The organism is Haloferax sp. Atlit-12N (genome assembly GCF_003383095.1).
Lineage (GTDB): Archaea > Halobacteriota > Halobacteria > Halobacteriales > Haloferacaceae > Haloferax.
Genome location: NZ_PSYW01000002.1, coordinates 584,292 through 603,276, shown reverse-complemented (window position 1 = coordinate 603,276; position 18,985 = coordinate 584,292). Strand labels below are relative to the sequence as shown.

The following is an 18,985-nucleotide window of genomic DNA, read 5'->3' as shown; positions in this document are numbered from 1 at the left end:
GGGAGCCGATAAAATTACGCGTTCGATTCTCAGCTTTGATTACTCTCTGCGGCGCTCTTTGAGGTTCTGCCGGGTGAACTGCGGCGTCGCCCGGATCCCCTTCCGCGAGCGGAACGACCGCCAGAGGAGCAGGGCGACGACGCCCGTCGGCGCGCCCGCCGCGCCGACCGCGACGAGGTTCTCCGGGTTCAACGCGTAGATGATGACCGTCGAGACGAAGCCGAACGACAGGAAGATGCCGTAGATGAGCCGCTTGGCCAGTTTGTCGAGGATGCCGCGGTTGTCCTCCAGCCGAACGTTGAGCGTCAGGTTGTCGCGGTCCGCCCGGTCGAGGACGCGTTCGAGTTTGGGCGGCACGCGGAACAGCGACTGGGCGGTCTTTTGGCCCTGCTGGCCGACGCCCTCGATGATTTTCTGGACGCTCTCTTCCCGGTAGCCCTCCTCGGTCAGGTAGTCGGTCGCCACCGAGATGAAGTCGAACTCGGGGTCCAGCGTGACGCAGACGCCCTCGACGACGCCGGCGACCCGGAGCACGAGCGCGAGGTTCCGCGGGAGCCGAAGCGGGAACTCGTAGATGGTCGATTCGACCTGTTCGAGGATCTGGTTGACGCGGTACTGCTCGATGTCGTCACCGCGGGCGTCGGCGATGGCCAGTTCCATCACGTCGCCCATCACCTGCCGGTCGACGTTCGGGCTGAGCGTCCCCATCTCGATGAGCGTGTCGAGGATGCCGTCGACGTCTTGGTTGGCGACGGCGATGTAGAACTCCACGATTTTGTCCTGGATGAACGGGTCGACCTCGCCGTGCATCCCGAAGTCGTAGAAGATGATGCGGCCGTCGTCGGTCACGGAGAGGTTCCCCGGGTGAGGGTCGGCGTGGAAGACGCCGTCCTCGACGATCATCTGGAGATAGATTCGCTGGAGGTTCGTCGCCAGTTCGGTCCGGTCGACGCCGAGGTCGTCCAACGCGTCGATGTTGTTTATCTTCGTCCCGGGGAGGTACTCCATCGTGAGCACCCGGTCGTCGGAGCGTTCAGGAATCGGTTCGGGGATGACGAGCGTGTCGTCGTCCGCGAAGTTCTCCTGAATCTCGACGAGCGTCTCGGCCTCCTCGTCGTAGTCCATCTCCTCGCGGATGGTCTTGGCGAACTCGTCGGCGAGGTTCTCCAGCGAGAACGCCCGTCCCTCGCCGATAAACCGCATGAGCAGCGGCATGGACCACCGAATCACCCGGAGGTCGGCCTCGACGAGGTCCTCGATACCGGGCCGGCGGACCTTGACGGCCACTTTCTCGCCTTCGTACTCGGCGACGTACACCTGTCCGAGGCTCGCGCCGCTTATCGGCTCGGTGTCGAACGAGTCGAACGCCTCGCCGACGGGACCGAGTTCCGCTTCGAGGACAGCCTTCGACTCGTCCCACGGCGCGGGCGGCACGTCGTCCTGAAGGCTTCCGAGCACCTCGATGTACTCCGGGGGGAGGATGTCGGGGCGCGTCGACAGCAGTTGTCCGAGCTTGATGAACGTCGGCCCGAGCGTCAGTAGCGACTCCAAGAGGACGTCGGCGCGCTTGACGCGCATCTCGGTCGTGACGCGTCGCCCCCCGCCGAACAGGAGGTATTTCCGCTTGTCACGGGTGTACGCGACGATAAGCGGGAAGAACTGGTACAGGACGACGAGGAACCGCCAATAGGCGCGGAGGTTGACCAGCGTGACCACCCGCCTCGTCAGGCGTCTTCGTCGCCGGTGGTAATGGGGATGGTCCGCTCGGAGGCGGCCTCGCGCTTGGGGAGGCGAATCTCCAGCGTCCCGCGTTCCATCGACGCCTCGGCCTCGTCGGCCACGGCGTCAGGCGGAAGGGGAACCTCGGCATCGAGGAACAGGGGGCGCTCCTCGCGGACGTAGTCGAACTCGGCGGGAAGCCGTTTGTCGCGTCGCGCTTCGACGACCAATCTGCCCTTCTCGACACGGAGCTCCGCCGTCTCGGCGGTCACGCCCGGGAGGTCGAGGACCAAGAGGTAGGACGTCTCGGACTCCAACAGGTCGGCGAACACCGCGTCCGGGAGGTCGGACAGCGCGTCGCGCAGTGCTGACATGAACGCTCATAGGGAGTCGGGGTCGAAAAACCCGGCGGTCTCGCGCGAGCGCGCGAGCGCGAAGACGCAAACAATGCGGCACGGGAATCGCCCGCCGACGCGTCCGAGGCCGACGCTTTTTGCCCCCCGAACCGAAGGGTCGGTATGAACCACGACGACCGACGCACGGCCGGGTTCAAGCAACGAACACGGCTGTCGGACGCCCGGGAGGCGCTCCTCGCGGCGGCGACGCCACACGACCGAACCGTGCGCCGACCGCTCGCCGATGCCGACGGCCGGGCGCTCGCGGAAGACGCGGTCGCCCCCGCCGACGTGCCCGGATACGACCGCGCAGCCATGGACGGCTACGCCGTCCGCGCGTCGGACACCTTCGGCGCGAGCGGCCGCTCACCGAACGTCCTCCGAATCGTCGACGGCCCGGTCGAGCCGGGGACGGCCGCCCGCGTCCACACCGGCAGCGACGTGCCCGACGGGGCCGACGCTGTCGTGATGGTCGAACACACCGAACGACTCGGCGACGAACTCGAAGTGTTCGACGCCCTCGCGGAGGGCGAGAACGTCGGCGAGCGCGGCGAGGACGTGCGCGAGGGAACGCCGCTGTTTGAAGCCGGCCACGAGCTTCGTCCGTCGGACATCGGCCTGCTTCGCTCCGTCGGCGTCGAGGAGGTGACGGTGTTCGAACGCCCCCGCGTCTCGGTCATCCCGACCGGCGAGGAACTCGTCGAATCCGACCCCGGCCCCGGCGAGGTCATCGAGACCAACGGCTTGACCGTCTCCCGACTGGTCGAGCGCTGGGGCGGCGAGGCGAGCTACCGCGACATCGTCGTCGACGACGCCGACCTGCTCCGCGAAGCCGTCGAATCTGACCTCGACCACGACGTGGTCGTCACCACCGGCGGGTCGTCGGTCGGCGAGCGCGACCTCATCCCCGAGGTCATCGACGACATCGGCGAGGTACTGGTCCACGGCGTCGCGCTCAAACCCGGCCACCCCGTCGCGGTCGGCGTGGTCGAAGACACGCCGGTCGTGATGCTCCCCGGCTACCCGGTCGCCTGCGTCGTCAACGCCTTCCAGTTCCTCCGCCCGGTGTTGAAGCACGTCGGCTCGCTCCCCGAGCGTCCCCTGCCGACGCAGGAAGCGACGCTCACCAGGAAAATCCCGAGTTCGCCGGGTACGCGGACGTTCGCCCGCGTCAAACTCGACACATCGGGCGACGAGGCGACCGCCGAGCCGACCCGGACGAGCGGGTCGGGTATCCTCTCCAGCGTCGCGCTCGCAGACGGCTGGGTCGTCGTCCCCGAGGAGATAGAGGGCTACGACGAGGGCGACACGGTCGCCGTCGAGGGCTGGGAGTGGTCCGCATGAGAAAGCAGTTCCGCGACCTCGCCTCGCCGGCGGACGCCCGCGAGGCCATCGCGTCGCTCGACCTGACGCCCGACGCCGAGACGGTGGCGCTCGAAGACGCCCGCGGCCGCGTCCTCGCCGAGCGAATCGACGCCCAACTCGACGTGCCCGGCTTCGACCGCGCGAGTATGGACGGCTACGCCGTCCACGCCCGCGACACCTTCGGCGCGGACGAGGCCGAGCCGGCCGAACTCGACCTCATCGGAGAGGTCCACGCCGGCAACGAACCGGACGTGACGGTCGACCCCGGGACCGCCGTCGAAATCTCCACCGGCGCGGTGATGCCGCCGGGCGCGGACGCCGTCGTCATCGTGGAGCGAACCGAGGAGCGAGAGGGCTCGCTCGTCGTCTACTCGTCGGTCGCCCCCGGCGACAGCGTGATGCCCGCCGGAACCGACATCGCCGCCGGCGCTCGCGCACTCGGCCCCGGAACGCGCCTGACGCCCCGCGAAATCGGCCTGCTGTCGGCGCTCGGCCTCGACGAGGTGCCGGTCCGCGGGAAGCCGACCGTGGGCATCGTCTCGACCGGCGACGAGCTCGTCCGGCCGGGCGACGAACTGCGCCCCGAGGCGGGCGAAATCTACGACGTGAACTCCTACACCATCGCCGCGGGGGTCGAAGAGGCCGGCGGCGTCCCGAAGCTCTACCCCCACGCGGGCGACGACTACGAGGAGATGGAGCGCCTGCTCCGCCGGGCGGCCGACGAGTGCGACCTCGTGCTCTCGTCGGGCTCCACGTCCGCGAGCGCGGTCGACGTCATCTACCGCGTGGTCGAAGAGCGCGGCGAGCTCCTGCTGCACGGCGTCTCCGTCAAGCCCGGGAAACCCATGCTCGTCGGCACGCTCGGCGAGGGGAGCGCCTACGTCGGCCTGCCCGGCTACCCGGTCTCCGCGCTCACCATCTTCCGGACGTTCGTCGCGCCGGCAATCCGCGACGCCGCCGGCCTCTCAGAGCCTCGAACCGCGACGGTCGAGGGAACGATGGCCGCCCGTGAGCGATACGCCGAGGGACGAACGCGGCTCATGCCGGTCGGACTGGTCGCCGACGGCGACGGGAAGACGCTCGTCTACCCCGTGGATAAGGGGTCCGGCGCGACGACGAGTCTCGTCGAGGCCGACGGCGTCGTCGAGGTCCCGGCCGACGTCGAGTACCTCGCCGAGGGTGAGTCGGTGACGGTCAAACTGTTCTCGCCCGACGTTCGCGCGCCGGAACTGCTCGGCGTCGGCGAGGACGACCCCGCGCTCTCTCGCCTGCTCGACCGCGTGTCGTCGCCGCGGTACCTGCCATTCGGCTCCCGGGAGGGCCTGCGACGGCTCCGAGACGGCATCTCGGACGTGGCCGTCGTCGCGGGCGACCGGGGCGACGCCACCGAGGGCATCGACGCGGTCGAACTCGGCTCGTGGACCCGTGAGTGGGGGCTCGTCGTCCCCGACGGCAACCCCGACGGGGTGTCCGGGCTCGCGGACCTCGTAGACGACGACCTCAGCTTCATCAACCGCGACTCCAACTCCGGGTTGCGGACCGACCTCGGCAACGCCGTCGCCGCCCTCGCCGACGAGCGCGGGACGACCCGACACGAACTCGTCGAGGCAATCGAGGGGTTCGACCGCGGGACGAAGGCGTTCGAGAGCCCCGCGAGGGCGGTCGCCGCCGGCCGCGCCGATGCCGGTCTCGGCCTCCGCGCGACCGCCGACTCGCTCGGGCTTGGTTTCGTCTCGCTCGGAAAACAGCGGGTCGCCGTCCTCGCGAATCCCGCCCGGACGGAGAAAGCCGGCGTCGCCTCGCTTCGCGACGCGCTCGCGACGAGCGACGACGCGATTGACGGCCTCGTAGGGTTCGAGAGGGACTGAAAGACGACGTAACCCTTTAGAAACCGGCCGTGATCCGTTTAGATATTCATCTCCCGCTGAAGTATAAAATAAGTAGAACGTTTTTATCGGCGTAGCGTGTACAACTGGTATATGAACCGCCCTCTGAAGGTCCTACACGTCGACGACGACCCCGAGATGCTCGCCCTCTCGGAAGCCGCGTTCCGCCAACTCGACGCCGTCTCTCTTCTGACTGCCGAGTCGGCGACCGAGGCGCTCGGCGTTATCTCGGTTGAGTCGGTCGACTGCGTCGTGAGCGACTCGCTCGTGCTCCCCAACGGGGTGCCGCTCGTCAAAGCCGTTCGGCAAGAACACGCCGAGATCCCAATCCTCCTGTTCACGGCGAAATCGTGGCCCGAGGTCGCCGACGTCGCCTCGACCGCCGGCGTCACCGAGTACGTCCAGAAAGCGGGCCCCGGCGACCTCGCGACGGTCCTCCAGCGGGTCCGGAGCCTCGTCGACGACGACAGCGTCGACTCCGCGCTCGCGGTCGGCGCCTCCGCGGTCACGCAGGCGCTCGAAGAACACGCCGACGCGGCCGCCGAAGCCACGTTCAGCCTCGACGACAACTGGGAGCTCGTCGGGCAGTGGCTCGGCGACGAGGAACTCGGTATCGTCGTGGTCGAGGCCGTCGAGTCCTACGGCGGGCTCTCGGCCATCGAAACCCCACTGTACGAGTACATCGACACCGACGCGCTCGAAGAACTGCTTCGACCCGTCGTCGAGGCCGAAGAGCGTCCCGGCATCGAAGTCCGGTTCCCCTACGAGGACATTCAGGTCGCCGTCACGAGCACCGGCGATATCTTCGCCCGCCCGACGCCCGAACACACGCTATCCTGAGCGCCCTCTCCCGAGCGTCGATTTCTTTGTCTGTGGACTGCCGCTCCCGTCGCAGCACCGCTTCGAGCGGAATCGCCCCGTTCAGCGGGACCGAACGAGGTCGTCGAAGCTCTCGACGCGGTACTCGCCGAGCACGCAGCGCCCGCGGTGTTCGGGTCCGTGGCGCTCGACGTGGATACCGTCCAAGCCGGCGTTCCACGCGGCCCCGATGTCACTTTCGCCGTCGCCGGCGAGGACGCCCGCGGTGCCGCCGTCGGTCAGGACTCGGTCGTCGAGTCCCAGTTCGCCGATAGCGCGTCGCACCGGCGCGGCGTCGGGTTTCCACCCAGTTTCCTCGGTACAGCAGACGACGGCGTCGAACCAGTCGCGCACGTCGAGGTGGTCCAACACGGGGTCGGTCAGGAACTGTTGGCAGTGCGTGACGATGCCGACCGGTCGGCCGGCGGCGTGAATCTCTTCGATGAGGCGCTCGGCGTCGTCGTGGAGGTACGTCACTTCTGCTCGCTTTGCGGGGTCTTCCTCGCGGTGGAACGCGGGCCAGAACTCGGCGGGGTCGATGCCCCACTCGCGGAGCATCGGGTCGCGCGCGCCGCCGAGACCGTGCCAGATGGTCTCGGCTTCGCGGTCCGTGAACTGGCGGCCCAGTCGGTCACCGACGCGGTCGAACACGTCGCGCGTGTACGACCACTCGGCATCGACGAGGGTCCCATCGAGGTCGAACAGCCAGAAATCGTAGTCATCGGCGACCATTCGGACAATACAGTACGTCAGGCGTGGATAAATGTCTTCCCCCGCGTCAGGAATCAGTCGATTCGACGCGAATCGCGCTCCCGAAGTACTTGTGGAGCACCTCGCGGACCGAGTCGGCGTTGAACGCGTCGAGGTCCGCGGCGACGGCCTCGCGGAACGCGTCCAGCGACGCCTCGTCGCCCCGGAGTTCGGAGAACGAACACGAGACGACGGGCACATCGAGCCACGACGCCGCAAGGTCGCGAGCGTGGCGCTCGTCGTTCACCTCGCCCCGCCAGAGCGCGTCGCGGAACAGTAGCCAGCCCTCCTCGCCGGGCGGCGGCGGCGTGACGTGGACCGTCGTCTCGAACTCCTGCGGGTCGGTTTCGACGCCCGAAGCCGAATCGAGGCGGAAGCGGACCCTGAAGACGTAGGTGAGCGTCGCGGTCCCCTCGTCGCTCACAGTTCGTCGTCGAACAGGTCGGCGAGTCGGAGGTCCTTCTCGGTGATTCCGCCCTCCTCGTGGCTCGTGAGGCGGACCTCGACCTTCTGGTACCGAATCGTTATTTCGGGGTGGTGGAACTCCTCTTCGGCGACCTCGCCCACGCTGGCGGCGAACGCCACGCCGTTGAGGTAGTCGTCGAACTCGTAGACGCGGACGATTTCGTCGCCGTCGCGTTCCCAATCCGACCCGAGTTGTGCGTCGATTTCATCGTCCGAGAGCAGGTCTGCCATGCCGAACCCGTCGGGTGGCACCCCGATAAGGATTCTGCCGGATTGTCACGTCCCAACCGCGCGGACGACGAACCGCGGCCCCGTCAGGAGCCGCCGCCCGCCACGGCCGCGAGCGACTCGCCCCGTGACCGATATCTCGTCGCCGCGGGCGACGACGCCGGTCTCTCCGTCGTTTCCGTCGTTTCCGTCGTCTCCGTCGCCGACGAACACCACGCTTCCGGCCGGCGGGACGCGGACCCGGACCTCGCCGGTGGCGTCTCGGAGAACGAACGGGCGGGTCGCGCGGCCGACGACTGTGCGCTCGCCTCGCCAGTTGCTGCCCGCGTTCTCGTCGTCGACCCAGCGTTCCACGGCCGGCCCGTCGCCCGCGACGGTGGCGACGGTTCCGACGACGGTCGCCCGGGCGACGTCGTCGAGGTCGCACACTCGACGTCTCGGGGTCGCCTCGACGAGACGGCGGCGGGCTCGCGCTCGGAGGCGGTTCACGAGGCGTCGGCCGACGGTCGGACACGCGCGGACGACGGCTCGTCGGCGGTCGGCGTCGGGACGGACGCGGCGAACGGGAGTCGTCGCTGACGGTCTGGGCGGTGACATCGTCGCGGAGTGGCTCCGCGTTCGGATAAGAAGGTTCGCCGGTCGGCCGCTTCGCCCGCCGTCAGTCGTCCGAGAGCTGTTCGAGGACGCGCCGGGGCACCTCGCCTTCGAGCGCCTCGCGGTCGAGGTCCTCCGGCGGCTCGCCCGAGAACTCGATAGACGGCCCGGACGGCTCGGACGGGTCGGCCGACTCCGACGCGCCGAGGTCGTCGAAGCCGGGGTCGAACAGCCGCATGGCGGTCTGGATGGTCGTCCAGTCGTCGTCGCCGGCGGCGTCGCGGAGGCTCTTGGTCGGCGCGGCGAGGATTTGACCGATGAGCGCGTCCGCGAGCGACTCGACCGTCTCGCGCTGCTCGTCGGTGAGGTCGCCTTGGGCTTCGAGCTTCGACAGCGCCGTCGACACCTCGCGGCGCTTGACGTGCTCTGCGGCCTCGTACATCGAACTGATGGCCTCGTCGGCGCGCTTGCGCTTGTAGGCGGCGAGCAGGCGGTCGAACTCGTCGTCGATCATCGCCTCGACCTCGCGGGCGGCGCGTTCGCGGCGCTCCGCGGTCCGGTCTGTCACCGTTTCCAAATCGTCGATGTCGCGGACGCGAACGCCGTCGAGGTCGTCGGCGGCGGGGTCGACGTCCCGCGGCTGGGCGATGTCGATGAGCATCGTCTCGCCGGCGTCGTCCAACTGGTCCGGCGTGACGACGTACTCGGGACTGCTCGTTGCCGTGATGACGAGTTCGGCGTCGCGGAGGCGACCACGGAGGTCCCCCAGTCCGGTTGCGGTCGAGACGCCCGGAACCTCGTGGGCGAGGTGGCGGGCGTTGGCGACCGTCCGGTTCGCGACGACGAGGTCACCCACGTCGACCGACGCGAGTGCCTTCGTCGCGAGCGTGCCCATCTCGCCGGCCCCGACGACGAGGGCTTCGACCTCGCCGATGGGGGCGTCGAGTTCAGCCCGGGCGAGCCTGACGGCGGCGCTCCCGAGCGAGACGGCACCCTCGTTGATGGCCGTCTCCTCGCGGGCGCGTTCGCCGACGTGGACGGCCTTCATGAGCGCGTCTTCGAGCATCGGGCCGATGGCGTTCTGCTCGCGGGCGGCCTCGATGCCGGCTTTGACCTGTCCGAGAATCTGGTCCTCGCCGAGGACGAGCGATTCGAGCCCCGACGCCACGCGCATGAGGTGGCGGAGTGTCTCTTCGTGGTCCATGTGGCGGACGCTCCCGTCTCGGACGTCGGGAGCGAAGTCGTCGAGCGCGCGGCGGCCGTCGGTCGCGTCGTCGGTGACGACGTACGCCTCGGCGCGGTTACACGTCTGGAGCGAGAACGCCTCGGAGACGCCGTCGCGGGTGAGAAGTCGCTCGACGACGGTCTGAACGTCGTCGCTCGAAGCGGCTTCTATCTCGCGAACGCTGGCCCGGTCGTGGGCGACGCTCACACCGGAGATGACGCCCGAATCTCTCATAAATCACCTCGCTGTGTGTCTCGTATCACGCGCGCTGCCTCTTGGCGGGGGTTTGCATCGCCGGTACGTAAAGCCTTCCAAACTGACGGGTTTCGCACAACCGCTCGAATCGCATCACGGCGCTCAGTTGGCGACCGGTCGGACGCCTTGAGCTCCGCGCGAAGCTCCGCGGTCAACGCGGCCATCTCGCCTGCCCCCTCCAACTCGGCTTCGATGCGCTCTCGGAGGTGCTTCGAGAGGGCGGGGCTCGCGCCGCCGGTCGTGATGGCGACCGACACGTCGCCGTCCTCGACGGTGGCCGGGACGACCACGCTCCCCGCGTCGCGCTCGCCGCTCCGGTCGGCCCGGTTGACCAGCGCGCCGGCGTCTCGGGCGGCCGCGACGACCGCGTCGTTCACTGCGTCGTCGTCCGTCGCCGCGACGACGAGCGCCGGGGCGAACCGCTCGACCCAGTCGGGAACCTCGTCGGGCGCGGGAGCCGCTCGAACGAGTTCCGCGTCGCCGAAGTCGCGGTCGGCGAACTCGGGGCTGACGACGACGGTCCGCGCCTCGCGGGCGAACCGACGGGCCTTCCGCGCGCCGACGGGCCCCCCGCCGAAGACGACGACCGTTTCGTCGGAGAGGTCGTGGACCAGCGGAATCATCTCACTCCGTGTTCGCCTCGGCTCGTTCGTCCAGTCTGATTCCCGTCTTCTTCAGGATGCGCGTCGAGAACAGGGTGTCCCAGTCGTCGTCGCCCACGTCCCAGTAGTCGCTCATGACCTCGCGCACCTGTTCGATGCGGGCCTCGCTCTCTTCTTCGGAGCGGCCGTGGGTCATCGCGAAGAAGTTGTACGGCCAGACGCCCTCGTGTCGCGGCCGGCGGTAACAGTGAGTGACGAAGTCCAGCGAGGCGATTTTGGGGCCGACCTCCGCCACGAGGTCGTCGGGGACGTTCCAGACCGTCATCCCGTTTTCCGAGTAGCCGAGCGCGTAGTGGTTCGGGATGACGCCGACGCGGCGGACTTTCCCCTCAAGATTGAACCGCTTGATAGTCTCGACGACCCACGCCGGCTCCTGTCCGATGGCCTCGGCCACGTCGGCGTAGGGCGTCTCCGTAATCGGCAGGCCGCCCTGAATCTCCATGACGAGGTCGCGCTCGTCGGGCGTCAGGGTGCGCGCGTCTGTCGGCTCCACGTCGGGGCCGAGGTGCGAGAGGTCGAGGTCGCCGTCCGAGATGGGTCCGTCGAGGAGGAACTTCGCGCCGACGTGGAACTCGCGGCGCTTGGGCATGTTGTACGTCGCTTGGCCCGTTTCGTCCTCGATGTCGCCGAGCACCTCCTCGACCCGCGACGCCTCGGCGACCGAGACGACGAACCACATGTTCAGGTGGGGATGCTCGCGCTCGTAGTTGTGCGCGACCTCGCGGTGGGCGTTCACCTGCTCGGCCACCTCGTCGAATCGCTCCGGCGGCGCGTGCATGGCGACGAGCGTCGCCGTGCCACCGATTTCCTCGGCGTTGACGAGCGCGCCGAACCGGGAGAGAACGCCCTCCTCGTCGAGCGTCCGAACCCGCTCGCAGAGGTCGGTCGCCGTCACGTCCACCCCGCGCTCGCGCAGCGCGGCCGCCGCAGGCTCGAAGGGACGTTCGACGACGGGGAAGCCGCCCTGGAAGGCGTTGACGATGGCGCGGTCGAGACGAGAGAGGTCCGCGTCCGCCTGTATCATGCGCATCACTCGGGATGCGAGGCGGATAAACGCCTCGCTTGTTCTCACCGCAGCGAACAGAATCGAACGCCCGGCGAACCGTCCGTGAACGGCCGACGCGGACAGAGCGAGTGCCCCCGCTCGCGAACTAAAAAGGAGGATTCGAACGCCGAGGAGTCGCCGCGGTCAGGGGACCGGCGTGACGCGGTCGACGTCGTCGAGCGCTTCGAGTCCCTCGACGATGGCGTCCTGGTCGGCGATGGCCTCGTAGTAGAACACGAGGTCGAACGTGCCGTCGCGGACGAGCTGTTGGCACTCCCAGACGAACTCGTCGTCCTCGACGGAGAGGCCCTGGAACTGGTTCGACGAGAAGTCGGTGTCGTCGTTGCCGGCGTAAATCCACGCGTCGCCCTTCCCGGCGTGCTCGGCGATGACTTCGTTGATTTCGACGGTCAGTTCCTGCATCTCCAGGTCCTCACGGCTGGTGAGGTCGGTGTGGACGATGGCGCCGACGAGTTCGATATCGCCGGGCTCGAGCAGCGCGAGGGTCCGCTGGTAGAGGTCCTCGTCGATGGTCTCGCTCATACCCGAGTCTTCTCGGGGAGGTACAAACGGATGGCGATTCGTCGCCCGCCGTGATGGCCCGTCATTTTGGGGCGACCACCCAGCTGCGGTACACCGTGTGACGGTGTAACCCACAAGACACATAGCCCCGGAATGCAACCGACGGTACATGTTCGGGTGGGTCCAACGCGGCTTTCGGCGCGCCTACGAGCGGGTGCTCGACCGGGAGATAGACGACGGACCGACCCACGTCGCCATCATCCAGGATGGCAACCGCCGGTACGCCCGGAAGAACGGGGACGACGCCCCCGACGGCCACAAGGCGGGCGCGCAGACGACCGAGGACGTGCTGACGTGGTGCGAGGAACTCGGCATCGAGGAACTGACGCTGTACACCTTCTCGACCGAGAACTTCGACCGGCCGGAACACGAGCGCCAGCCCCTCTTCGACCTCATCGAGGACAAACTCTACGAGTTCGCCGACGCCGACCGCGTCCACGAGCGCGAGGTCGCCGTCCGCGCCATCGGCGAGGTCGAGATGCTCCCCGACCGGGTCCGCGACGCCGTCGAGTACGCGGAGACTCGGACCGCCGACTACGACAGCTTCACGCTCAACATCGCCCTCGCGTACGGCGGCCGGGCGGAACTCCTCGGGGCCGCACGCGACGTCTGTCGAGCGGTCGACCGCGGCGACCTCTCGTCCGACGAGGTGGACGTGTCGGCGGTGGACCGCCGCCTGTCCAGAAAGCCCGTCCGCGACGTGGACCTCATCATCCGCCCCGGCGGCGACGAGCGCACCTCGAACTTCCTGCCGTGGCACGCCAACGGCAACGAGGCCGCGGTCTACTTCTGTGCACCCTACTGGCCGGAGTTCTCGAAGGTCGACTTCCTGCGCGGCATCCGCACCTACGAGTCCAGAGAGCAGTCGTGGCAGCGCACCCGGACCGAGCGCGCCGTCACGCTCGTCCGGGCCGTCGCCGAAGTCGAGTTAGAGGACGCCCGCACCGTCGCCGGTCGCCTCCGCGAGCAACTCCCCTCGTCGGGTGCCGACGAGGTGTCCGCCGAGTTGGCGAAGCGGACCGACGAGACGGCCGACTGAGTCGGCCGTCCGAACTGTTTTCGCGGCTATTCGTCGCCCTGCGCAGCCCCGGCGTCGACGACGCGACCGTAGAACAGAATCGCGTCCGTCGGCCTGTCGCGGATGCAGAACAGGAACGGCCGGTCGAACCGGAGTTCGCCCCAACTCGGCGGCAGCGAGGTCGCGACGACGACGCCCGTGGCCGCCGCGGCCTCGGTCCCCTCCTCGTCCACGGAGACGAACGACTTGTGGAACACCTCGTCGATGGCGAGGCCCGACCCGTCGCCCTCGGCCATTCCACCGAAGTCGGCATCTGAGCCGAACGCGGCGGGCATCCCAAGGTTCGACAGCGCCTCCGAGAGTTGGACTTCGGTCTCGAACTCGAACCGCGGGAGCACGACGTCCCCGATTCTCTCTTGCATTTCCTCGAAGACGCCGAACAGTCGGCTCGCGGTCAGACTCCGCTCGAACGACTCGAACTCACCTTCGTCCGGGAGCAAAAGCACCATCGACACGTCCCGGCCGACGTACGGGAGTTCGACGGCCTGCGCGTTCGGGAGGTCGGCGTAGTTCGCCTTGAGTTCCTGCCGCATGAGCGGCACCGTCGACTCGGCGCCGTCCAGCGCGGTGAACGTCCCGTCCTCAGTGTCCTCGGGGTCGAACGTGTGCGCCCACTGCGCCATGAAGTAGATGGCGTTGGTGAGCACGAGCGCCGTGTCGGGCGTGACGGAGCCAGCCGGAAGTAGGTCCTCGATTCGGCCCTCTGTCTGGTCGGCGACCCACTCGTTGATTCGTTCCCGCTCGCCGTCCGGGTCGCCGGCGAAGTCGGCCCGTCGGAGTCCGGCCCCGTAGTTCGATTCGAGGCTGTCGAGGAACGCCTCCGAGAACGCGAACCCCTCGCGGCCCCACAGCGCGTTCGCCACGGCCAATCGGAAGGCGTCGGCTTCGCCGCCATCGACTGGGTCCCGAGCCGTCTCCCGTGCTTCGAGCGCCGCCTGAAGGTCTGCGAACGCGGGGTGAACGTCCTCCCCGAGCGTGTAGTGGAGCGTCGCTTCCATCTGTTCGCGGGTCGTTCCGCGAGCGCCCGCGTAGGTCATCGCCAGCGCGACGGAGATGCTGTACGGCGAGAGGAACTGGTTGCCGCCCTGTTCGGACGCGACCTGTCGGTGCAGGTCGAGGGCGAACTCGGCGTTGCCGGCCGCGAGCGCGGCCAGTTGCTCGTTGTCCACGCTCGGTTCGCCGGTCGGCGGTTCGTCGTTCGGGGTCTCTGTCGGCGCGTCCGTGGTCGCCGTCGCGGTGGTCGTCGCCTCGGTCTCGGTCTCGGCGGCCGACTGCCCGTCGCCCGTACAGCCGGCTATCGTCGCGGCGGCGAGCGCCCCCGACAGTGCCAACATCTCGCGGCGGTTCATGTCGGACAGTTCAGCGGTCTAACAATATGTCTTCTGTACGCACAAACAGCCGTTTGAGAGACGGCGGTGGGTCACCCTACCGGCGAACCCGCCGCTGGAACGCCCGCCAGCAGAACCAACCCAGCAACGCGACGCTCTGGCCGAGCACGATGGCGACGAACTCGGCTTCGTACCGCGGCCCCAACAGTAGCACCGCCCCGCCGTAGGCGACGGTCGGAACCCACGAGCGCCAGCCCTCGTAACGCGATTCGAGGAACAGCCACGGCGGGACGACAGCGACGCCGACGAGCGCCCACGGCCAGTCTGGCTGGACGGGCTGGTTGAGCCAGAGGATGAGTAACAGCGAGAGCGCAAGGAGGACGTGTCCGTCTTTGAGCCACTCGGTGGGCGGAGATGGCGGCGGGGGCAGGTCTGTTCTATTGGGTGAGGTGGAGGGCATTGGGACCGTGTTGCTACTCAATCAACATATCTGTGCGGTCGAGGAGGGGTGTCGGCAACGTCGCCACGGGATTTGGCCTACCGGCCAAATCTCCGCTGGCGGTCCTGATAGTCCCGCAACGCCCGCAGGTAGTCCCGCTTCCTGAAGTCCCGCCAGTTCACGTCGGTGAAGTAGAGTTCCGCGTACACGGACTGCCAAATCATGAAGTCCGACAGGCGCTCCGCGCCCGTCTTGACCACGAAGTCGGGTTCGTCGGGGAACACGAGCCGCTGTTCGATGTCCGCGGCATCGATGTCGTCGGGGTCGAGCGCGCCCTCCTCGACTTCCGTGGCCAGCGACTGCACCACCGAGGCGAACTCGCGTTTCCCGCCGAGACCGATGCTGACCTGCACCGGGGCGTCGGCGCGCTCGGTGTCGCCGGGCTCGCGGACCTCTACTCGCTGGGGAACGTCGAGGTCGCGGAGTTCGCGAGCGAGCGTCGGGACGACCGCCTCGTCGAGGACGCTCACGGAGATGGTGACGCGGTCGCTACCGAACTCGAACGCCCAGCCGACGAACGCTTCGAGCGTCTCGTACGCGCCCTGTTCCAGCAGGTCGCGCTCGGTGATGACGAGCGCCACGTGCTCGGGAGCGTCGGCGTCGTCGAGGCGGAATCGGAGGGCGAGGTAGGAGTCGTACAGTCCCACGGGAGTCGTTCTCGCGGCGATTCTCCTAACGCTTCGGGTTCGGATCGCAACCGGGACTCGCCGGGGGAGCCGCCGACCCGCGGACCCGCAGTGGTGCGGTCGTCGGTGATGTCGGGAGGGTTAAGTGCGCGTCGGGGATACCGGATGGTGTGACTTCCACGGTACGGCGAGCGGGCGGATTCGCGGTCGTCGGGACGTTGGCCCTCGCGGCCCCCAGTCTCGGCGCGGCCGCGTTCGCGCCCTTCGCCGCAGTCGCGCTCCTGGCGGCCTTCGTCGTCGACGATGGCCCCCTCTTCGAGCTGTTCGCGCGGCCCGGTGACCGGCAGGACGGCCGGCTCAACGGGCTCGCCGGGTTCGCACTGGCCGCGACGGGCCTCGCCCTCTTGGCGACGGTCCCGCGCGTCACGATGCCGCTGTCGGTGTTCGCCGCCGCGGTGTTGACACTCGCATACGGCAACCTCGGTGCGCGACTGGTGGATTCGAGAACGTCCGACGAGTCGCTTCGTGCGGCGGGCTTCGTCGCGGCCGCGGTCCTCGCCGGCACCGCGGGACAGGCGGCAATCGCGTCGCTGACGGGTGACGCGGTGCTTCTCGCCCGGTTCACCCTCCTCGCGGCCGTCGGTGGCCTCGTCGGCGCGGTGCTCCGGACGGTCCTCTACGAGCGCGACGACCCGCTCGTCATGCTCTCTATCGGGCTCGTCCTCTGGGGCGTCGAGGTGCTCGCGGGACCGGTGTCGCCGACGCAGACCGGCGTGGCGCTCGCCCTCACGGTCGCGCTCGGCTACGCGGCCTACGCCCTCGGCACGGCCTCCGTCGCCGGCATGATTACCGGCGTGCTCCTGCTTCTCTTCGCGGTCGTCTTCGGCGGCTTCGGCTGGGCGCTCGTGCTCGTCTCCTTCTTCGGCGTCGGCGCGCTCGCCACCAAGTTCCGCTACGACAGCAAGGCCGAACGCGGCGTCGCCGAGGACAACGACGGCGCTCGCGGGACCGGCAACGTCCTCGGCAACTCGGGCGTCTCGCTCGTCTCCGTCGTCGGCTACGCCGTGGCGCAGACGCTCGGCTACCCGTTCGTCAGCGACCTGCTCGTGCTCGCGTTCGCCGGGTCGGCCGCCGCCGCGATGAGCGACACGCTCTCCAGCGAAATCGGCGGACTGTTCGACCAGCCACGCCTCATCACCTCACTCAAACCGGTTCCCGCCGGGACCGACGGCGCGGTCACGTGGCAAGGCGAAGTCGCCGGCGCGCTGGGCGCGGCCTTCGTGGCCGGCGTGAGCGTGCTGGTGCTTCCCCTGCCGGCGCAGACGGCCGCCCTCGCGATTCTCGCCGGCGGACTCGTCGGAATGACGGTCGACAGTCTGCTCGGCGCGACGGTCGAGGGAGCCGGTCTCGGCAATCAGGCGGTCAATTTCCTCGCCACGTTCGCCGGCGCGCTGGGCGCGGTCCTCGTCTGGATTCCGCTGTGACGGGGGTGACTCGGCCGTGACGGGCGTCCGCCCCGCCCACGACACCGACGTGCCGGCCGTCGAATCGCTCCAGCGGCTCGTCTCGCATCCCTCCCCCGACCTCTTGGACGCGTGGCCCGCCGTCGGAACCTTGCTCGTCGCCGTCGACGCCGACGACCGGCCGGTCGGCTACCTGCTCGCCGTCGGCGCGCATCTGACCGAACTCGCGGTTTCCCCCGACCACCGGCGCGAGGGGCGCGCCACCGCGCTCGTCGAAGCGTACCAAGACTCCCGGCCAGCGTCAGACGCGCCGCTCACGTTGCTGGTCCATCCGGAGAACGACGGCGCGCGTGCCTGTTACGAGGCGCTCGGATTCCGCCGGGACGCCCGCATTCCGGACGCGTTCGACGGCGACGACGGACTACGGTTCGTCCTCGAATCGAGCGAGGGCTGACCGTCTCGGCCGGCGTCGGGCCGCGTTCCGTCTCAGTCGAGGAACTGGTCCGCGGTTCTGACGCGGACGCTGACGGGCTTTTTGACGTACTCGCCGGCCGAGCGCGCCACGACGTGTTCGACGCCGCACTGGGCCGCGATATCGAGGAGTTTCTGGCTCGCCTCGCCGTCGACGACGACGATTGCCGGGGCGGGGTCGGCGTACTCGACGGCGTCGTAGACCTTCTCGACCGCGACCTCGTCGTCGATGCCGAGGTCGTCGTCAAGGAGCCGGGCCATGCCGCTCTCGTCGGCGATGACCTCGCGCACGTGGTCGGCGAGCGAGGGTCGCTGGTCGGCCGGCTCGACCGACTCGGCGACGGCTTCGACCTCGGACTCGGTGAGCACCCCGCCGTTCGCGTCAACGTCGGCGTCGGCGTCCGCGCTCGCGGTTTCGGTGGGCTTTCCGACCGTGACGGTACCGCCGGTTCCGCCCTCGGTGGGCGCTTCGCTGACCGCGTCGGCGGGCCCGTTCACGGGGCCGTCTGCGGGTGGAGTCGACGACGCGTCAGTCGTCGGCGACTCCGTGCGAGGGTCCGTCGGAACGTCTCCCGTCCCGTTGGCGGCGGCGACGGCGGCCCGGAAGTCACCGTCACCGTCGTCCGGGAGCGACGAGAGCGGGACCTTGTTCCTGAGGGCGCGGACGACCGACGCGCGGTCGAGGTCCTCGACCGACCGGCCGTCGGGCGCAAAGGCGACGTAGTCCACGTCGCCGACCTGCGAGAGTTCGCGCAGGATGAGCTCGCCGCCGCGGTCGCCGTCGAGGAACGCCGTGACGGTCCGGTCTTGGGTGAGCCCCGCGACCGCGTCGGGGACGTTCGTCCCCTCGACGGCGACGGCGTTTTTGATGCCGTAACGGAGGAGCGTGAGGACGTCGGCGCGCCCCTCGACGACGATGATGGCGTCCGAGTCGGCGACGCGGGGGCCGGCCGGGAGGCCCTTGTACTCGGTGATGTCCTCGACGCGGACGCTCTCTTTGACCGCTTCGAGGATTTCGGTCGAGCTCATCACGGTGTCGTCGAACGACTCCGAGAGGAGTTCCTTGGCGCGCTCGACGACCATCCGTCGCTTGGCCTCGCGCACGTCCTCGATGTTCGTGACCTCGATGACGGCCTGACAGGGTCCGACGCGGGTCAGCGTCTCCAGCGAGGCCGCGAGGATGGCCGTCTCGACCTTGTCGAGGCTGCTGGCGATGGTCATCTGGCCGAACGAGTGGCCGTTTTCCGAGTCTATCTGTACGTCTATCCGACCGACCTTGGAGGACTGTTGGAGGTCGCGGAGGTCGAGTTCGTCGCCGAGGAGGCCCTCGGTCTGGCCGAAGACGGCCCCGACGACGTCGCTCCGTTCGACGACCCCGTCGGCGGAGATGGAAGCGTGAATGAGATATTTTGCAGTGTCGTCCATTGGTGAAGTCACCCCGTTGGGGGTGGTGATGTGATGATTGTGATGATGTCATGGGCCGGACCCACG

20 protein-coding genes are annotated in these 18,985 nt (G+C 68.7%); 6 read left to right on the top strand and 14 right to left on the bottom strand.

What is annotated here, in order from left to right; all coding sequences use genetic code 11:
* Positions 1-39 precede the first annotated feature (39 nt).
* Positions 40-1,716: an AarF/ABC1/UbiB kinase family protein gene (locus C5B90_RS11370; protein ID WP_115881554.1), complete on the bottom strand. Its 1,677-nt coding sequence runs from the start codon at positions 1,714-1,716 to the stop codon at positions 40-42.
* A gap of 8 nt (positions 1,717-1,724) precedes the next feature.
* Positions 1,725-2,093, bottom strand: a complete 369-nt coding sequence (locus tag C5B90_RS11365) for an Hsp20/alpha crystallin family protein (RefSeq protein WP_004975518.1) — start codon at positions 2,091-2,093, stop codon at positions 1,725-1,727.
* A 144-nt stretch (positions 2,094-2,237) separates the two neighbouring features.
* On the opposite strand from C5B90_RS11365, the gene glp reads away from it, so the two are divergent.
* The 3 genes from glp (at position 2,238) to C5B90_RS11350 (ending at position 6,205) form a co-directional block, all read left to right on the top strand.
* Entirely contained in the window at positions 2,238-3,458 is a 1,221-nt protein-coding gene (gene glp / locus C5B90_RS11360) for a gephyrin-like molybdotransferase Glp (protein ID WP_115881552.1), read from the top strand.
* Positions 3,455-5,347, top strand: a complete 1,893-nt coding sequence (locus tag C5B90_RS11355; protein ID WP_115881550.1) for a molybdopterin biosynthesis protein — start codon at positions 3,455-3,457, stop codon at positions 5,345-5,347. The genes glp and C5B90_RS11355 overlap by 4 nt, the downstream gene beginning before the upstream one ends.
* A gap of 111 nt (positions 5,348-5,458) precedes the next feature.
* The gene (locus tag C5B90_RS11350; RefSeq protein ID WP_115881549.1) at positions 5,459-6,205 is read left to right on the top strand and encodes a response regulator; all 747 of its coding nucleotides are present in this window, start codon (positions 5,459-5,461) and stop codon (positions 6,203-6,205) included.
* Positions 6,206-6,286: 81 nt separating this feature from the next.
* Here the strand turns inward: C5B90_RS11350 and C5B90_RS11345 are convergent, their stop codons facing one another.
* From C5B90_RS11345 to C5B90_RS11310, 8 genes are all read right to left on the bottom strand, one after another.
* Positions 6,287-6,955, bottom strand: a complete 669-nt coding sequence (locus C5B90_RS11345) for an HAD family hydrolase (RefSeq protein WP_058825684.1) — start codon at positions 6,953-6,955, stop codon at positions 6,287-6,289.
* A 46-nt stretch (positions 6,956-7,001) separates the two neighbouring features.
* Entirely contained in the window at positions 7,002-7,397 is a 396-nt protein-coding gene (gene lwrS / locus C5B90_RS11340) for an LWR-salt protein (RefSeq protein WP_115881548.1), read from the bottom strand.
* On the bottom strand, positions 7,394-7,669 hold the full coding sequence (locus C5B90_RS11335; RefSeq protein ID WP_115881547.1) for a 4a-hydroxytetrahydrobiopterin dehydratase: 276 nt from the start codon (positions 7,667-7,669) through the stop codon (positions 7,394-7,396). Before C5B90_RS11335 ends, lwrS begins: the two co-directional genes overlap by 4 nt.
* Positions 7,670-7,714: 45 nt before the next feature.
* Positions 7,715-8,263 carry a hypothetical protein gene (locus C5B90_RS11330; RefSeq protein ID WP_233511966.1) on the bottom strand — a complete coding sequence of 183 codons (549 nt, stop codon included), beginning with the start codon at positions 8,261-8,263 and terminating at the stop codon, positions 7,715-7,717.
* Between the two features lie 61 nt (positions 8,264-8,324).
* Positions 8,325-9,719 (bottom strand): glutamyl-tRNA reductase, encoded by a 1,395-nt coding sequence (gene hemA / locus C5B90_RS11325; RefSeq protein ID WP_115881546.1) that lies wholly within the window; start codon positions 9,717-9,719, stop codon positions 8,325-8,327.
* Positions 9,716-10,363, bottom strand: a complete 648-nt coding sequence (locus C5B90_RS11320) for a bifunctional precorrin-2 dehydrogenase/sirohydrochlorin ferrochelatase (RefSeq protein WP_115881545.1) — start codon at positions 10,361-10,363, stop codon at positions 9,716-9,718. Before C5B90_RS11320 ends, hemA begins: the two co-directional genes overlap by 4 nt.
* 1 nt (position 10,364) lies before the next feature.
* Entirely contained in the window at positions 10,365-11,426 is a 1,062-nt protein-coding gene (locus C5B90_RS11315) for an Lrp/AsnC family transcriptional regulator (RefSeq protein WP_115881544.1), read from the bottom strand.
* Positions 11,427-11,591: 165 nt separating this feature from the next.
* Positions 11,592-11,990, bottom strand: coding sequence for a DUF5778 family protein (locus C5B90_RS11310; protein ID WP_007275675.1), 399 nt, complete (start codon positions 11,988-11,990; stop codon positions 11,592-11,594).
* Positions 11,991-12,138: 148 nt separating this feature from the next.
* On the opposite strand from C5B90_RS11310, the gene uppS reads away from it, so the two are divergent.
* The gene (gene uppS, locus C5B90_RS11305; protein ID WP_115881543.1) at positions 12,139-13,068 is read left to right on the top strand and encodes a polyprenyl diphosphate synthase; all 930 of its coding nucleotides are present in this window, start codon (positions 12,139-12,141) and stop codon (positions 13,066-13,068) included.
* Between the two features lie 26 nt (positions 13,069-13,094).
* Here the strand turns inward: uppS and C5B90_RS11300 are convergent, their stop codons facing one another.
* From C5B90_RS11300 to C5B90_RS11290, 3 genes are all read right to left on the bottom strand, one after another.
* Positions 13,095-14,456, bottom strand: a complete 1,362-nt coding sequence (locus tag C5B90_RS11300) for a serpin family protein (protein WP_115881542.1) — start codon at positions 14,454-14,456, stop codon at positions 13,095-13,097.
* A gap of 76 nt (positions 14,457-14,532) precedes the next feature.
* Positions 14,533-14,895: an Rz1 protein precursor-related protein gene (locus C5B90_RS11295; RefSeq protein ID WP_115881541.1), complete on the bottom strand. Its 363-nt coding sequence runs from the start codon at positions 14,893-14,895 to the stop codon at positions 14,533-14,535.
* A gap of 77 nt (positions 14,896-14,972) precedes the next feature.
* Positions 14,973-15,581 carry an undecaprenyl diphosphate synthase family protein gene (locus tag C5B90_RS11290; protein WP_115881540.1) on the bottom strand — a complete coding sequence of 203 codons (609 nt, stop codon included), beginning with the start codon at positions 15,579-15,581 and terminating at the stop codon, positions 14,973-14,975.
* Between the two features lie 149 nt (positions 15,582-15,730).
* On the opposite strand from C5B90_RS11290, the gene C5B90_RS11285 reads away from it, so the two are divergent.
* Both C5B90_RS11285 and C5B90_RS11280 read left to right on the top strand, forming a co-directional pair.
* The gene (locus C5B90_RS11285) at positions 15,731-17,044 is read left to right on the top strand and encodes a DUF92 domain-containing protein (RefSeq protein WP_115881538.1); all 1,314 of its coding nucleotides are present in this window, start codon (positions 15,731-15,733) and stop codon (positions 17,042-17,044) included.
* A 16-nt stretch (positions 17,045-17,060) separates the two neighbouring features.
* A complete protein-coding gene (locus tag C5B90_RS11280; RefSeq protein WP_115881536.1) occupies positions 17,061-17,477 on the top strand; it encodes a GNAT family N-acetyltransferase in 417 nt (138 codons plus the stop codon).
* A gap of 32 nt (positions 17,478-17,509) precedes the next feature.
* Here the strand turns inward: C5B90_RS11280 and dnaG are convergent, their stop codons facing one another.
* Entirely contained in the window at positions 17,510-18,919 is a 1,410-nt protein-coding gene (gene dnaG / locus C5B90_RS11275; RefSeq protein WP_115881534.1) for a DNA primase DnaG, read from the bottom strand.
* Between the last annotated feature and the right edge of the window lie 66 nt (positions 18,920-18,985).

Coding starts and splice junctions, on each gene's coding strand:
- C5B90_RS11320 (WP_115881545.1), bottom strand. CDS start 10,363: ATGATTCCGCTGGTCCACGACCTCTCCGACGAAACGGTCGTCGTCTTC.
- C5B90_RS11350 (WP_115881549.1), top strand. CDS start 5,459: ATGAACCGCCCTCTGAAGGTCCTACACGTCGACGACGACCCCGAGATG.
- C5B90_RS11335 (WP_115881547.1), bottom strand. CDS start 7,669: ATGGCAGACCTGCTCTCGGACGATGAAATCGACGCACAACTCGGGTCG.
- uppS (WP_115881543.1), top strand. CDS start 12,139: ATGTTCGGGTGGGTCCAACGCGGCTTTCGGCGCGCCTACGAGCGGGTG.
- C5B90_RS11355 (WP_115881550.1), top strand. CDS start 3,455: ATGAGAAAGCAGTTCCGCGACCTCGCCTCGCCGGCGGACGCCCGCGAG.
- hemA (WP_115881546.1), bottom strand. CDS start 9,719: ATGAGAGATTCGGGCGTCATCTCCGGTGTGAGCGTCGCCCACGACCGG.
- C5B90_RS11310 (WP_007275675.1), bottom strand. CDS start 11,990: ATGAGCGAGACCATCGACGAGGACCTCTACCAGCGGACCCTCGCGCTG.
- C5B90_RS11330 (WP_233511966.1), bottom strand. CDS start 8,263: ATGTCACCGCCCAGACCGTCAGCGACGACTCCCGTTCGCCGCGTCCGT.
- glp (WP_115881552.1), top strand. CDS start 2,238: ATGAACCACGACGACCGACGCACGGCCGGGTTCAAGCAACGAACACGG.
- C5B90_RS11300 (WP_115881542.1), bottom strand. CDS start 14,456: ATGAACCGCCGCGAGATGTTGGCACTGTCGGGGGCGCTCGCCGCCGCG.
- dnaG (WP_115881534.1), bottom strand. CDS start 18,919: ATGGACGACACTGCAAAATATCTCATTCACGCTTCCATCTCCGCCGAC.
- C5B90_RS11365 (WP_004975518.1), bottom strand. CDS start 2,093: ATGTCAGCACTGCGCGACGCGCTGTCCGACCTCCCGGACGCGGTGTTC.
- C5B90_RS11295 (WP_115881541.1), bottom strand. CDS start 14,895: ATGCCCTCCACCTCACCCAATAGAACAGACCTGCCCCCGCCGCCATCT.
- C5B90_RS11315 (WP_115881544.1), bottom strand. CDS start 11,426: ATGATACAGGCGGACGCGGACCTCTCTCGTCTCGACCGCGCCATCGTC.
- C5B90_RS11345 (WP_058825684.1), bottom strand. CDS start 6,955: ATGGTCGCCGATGACTACGATTTCTGGCTGTTCGACCTCGATGGGACC.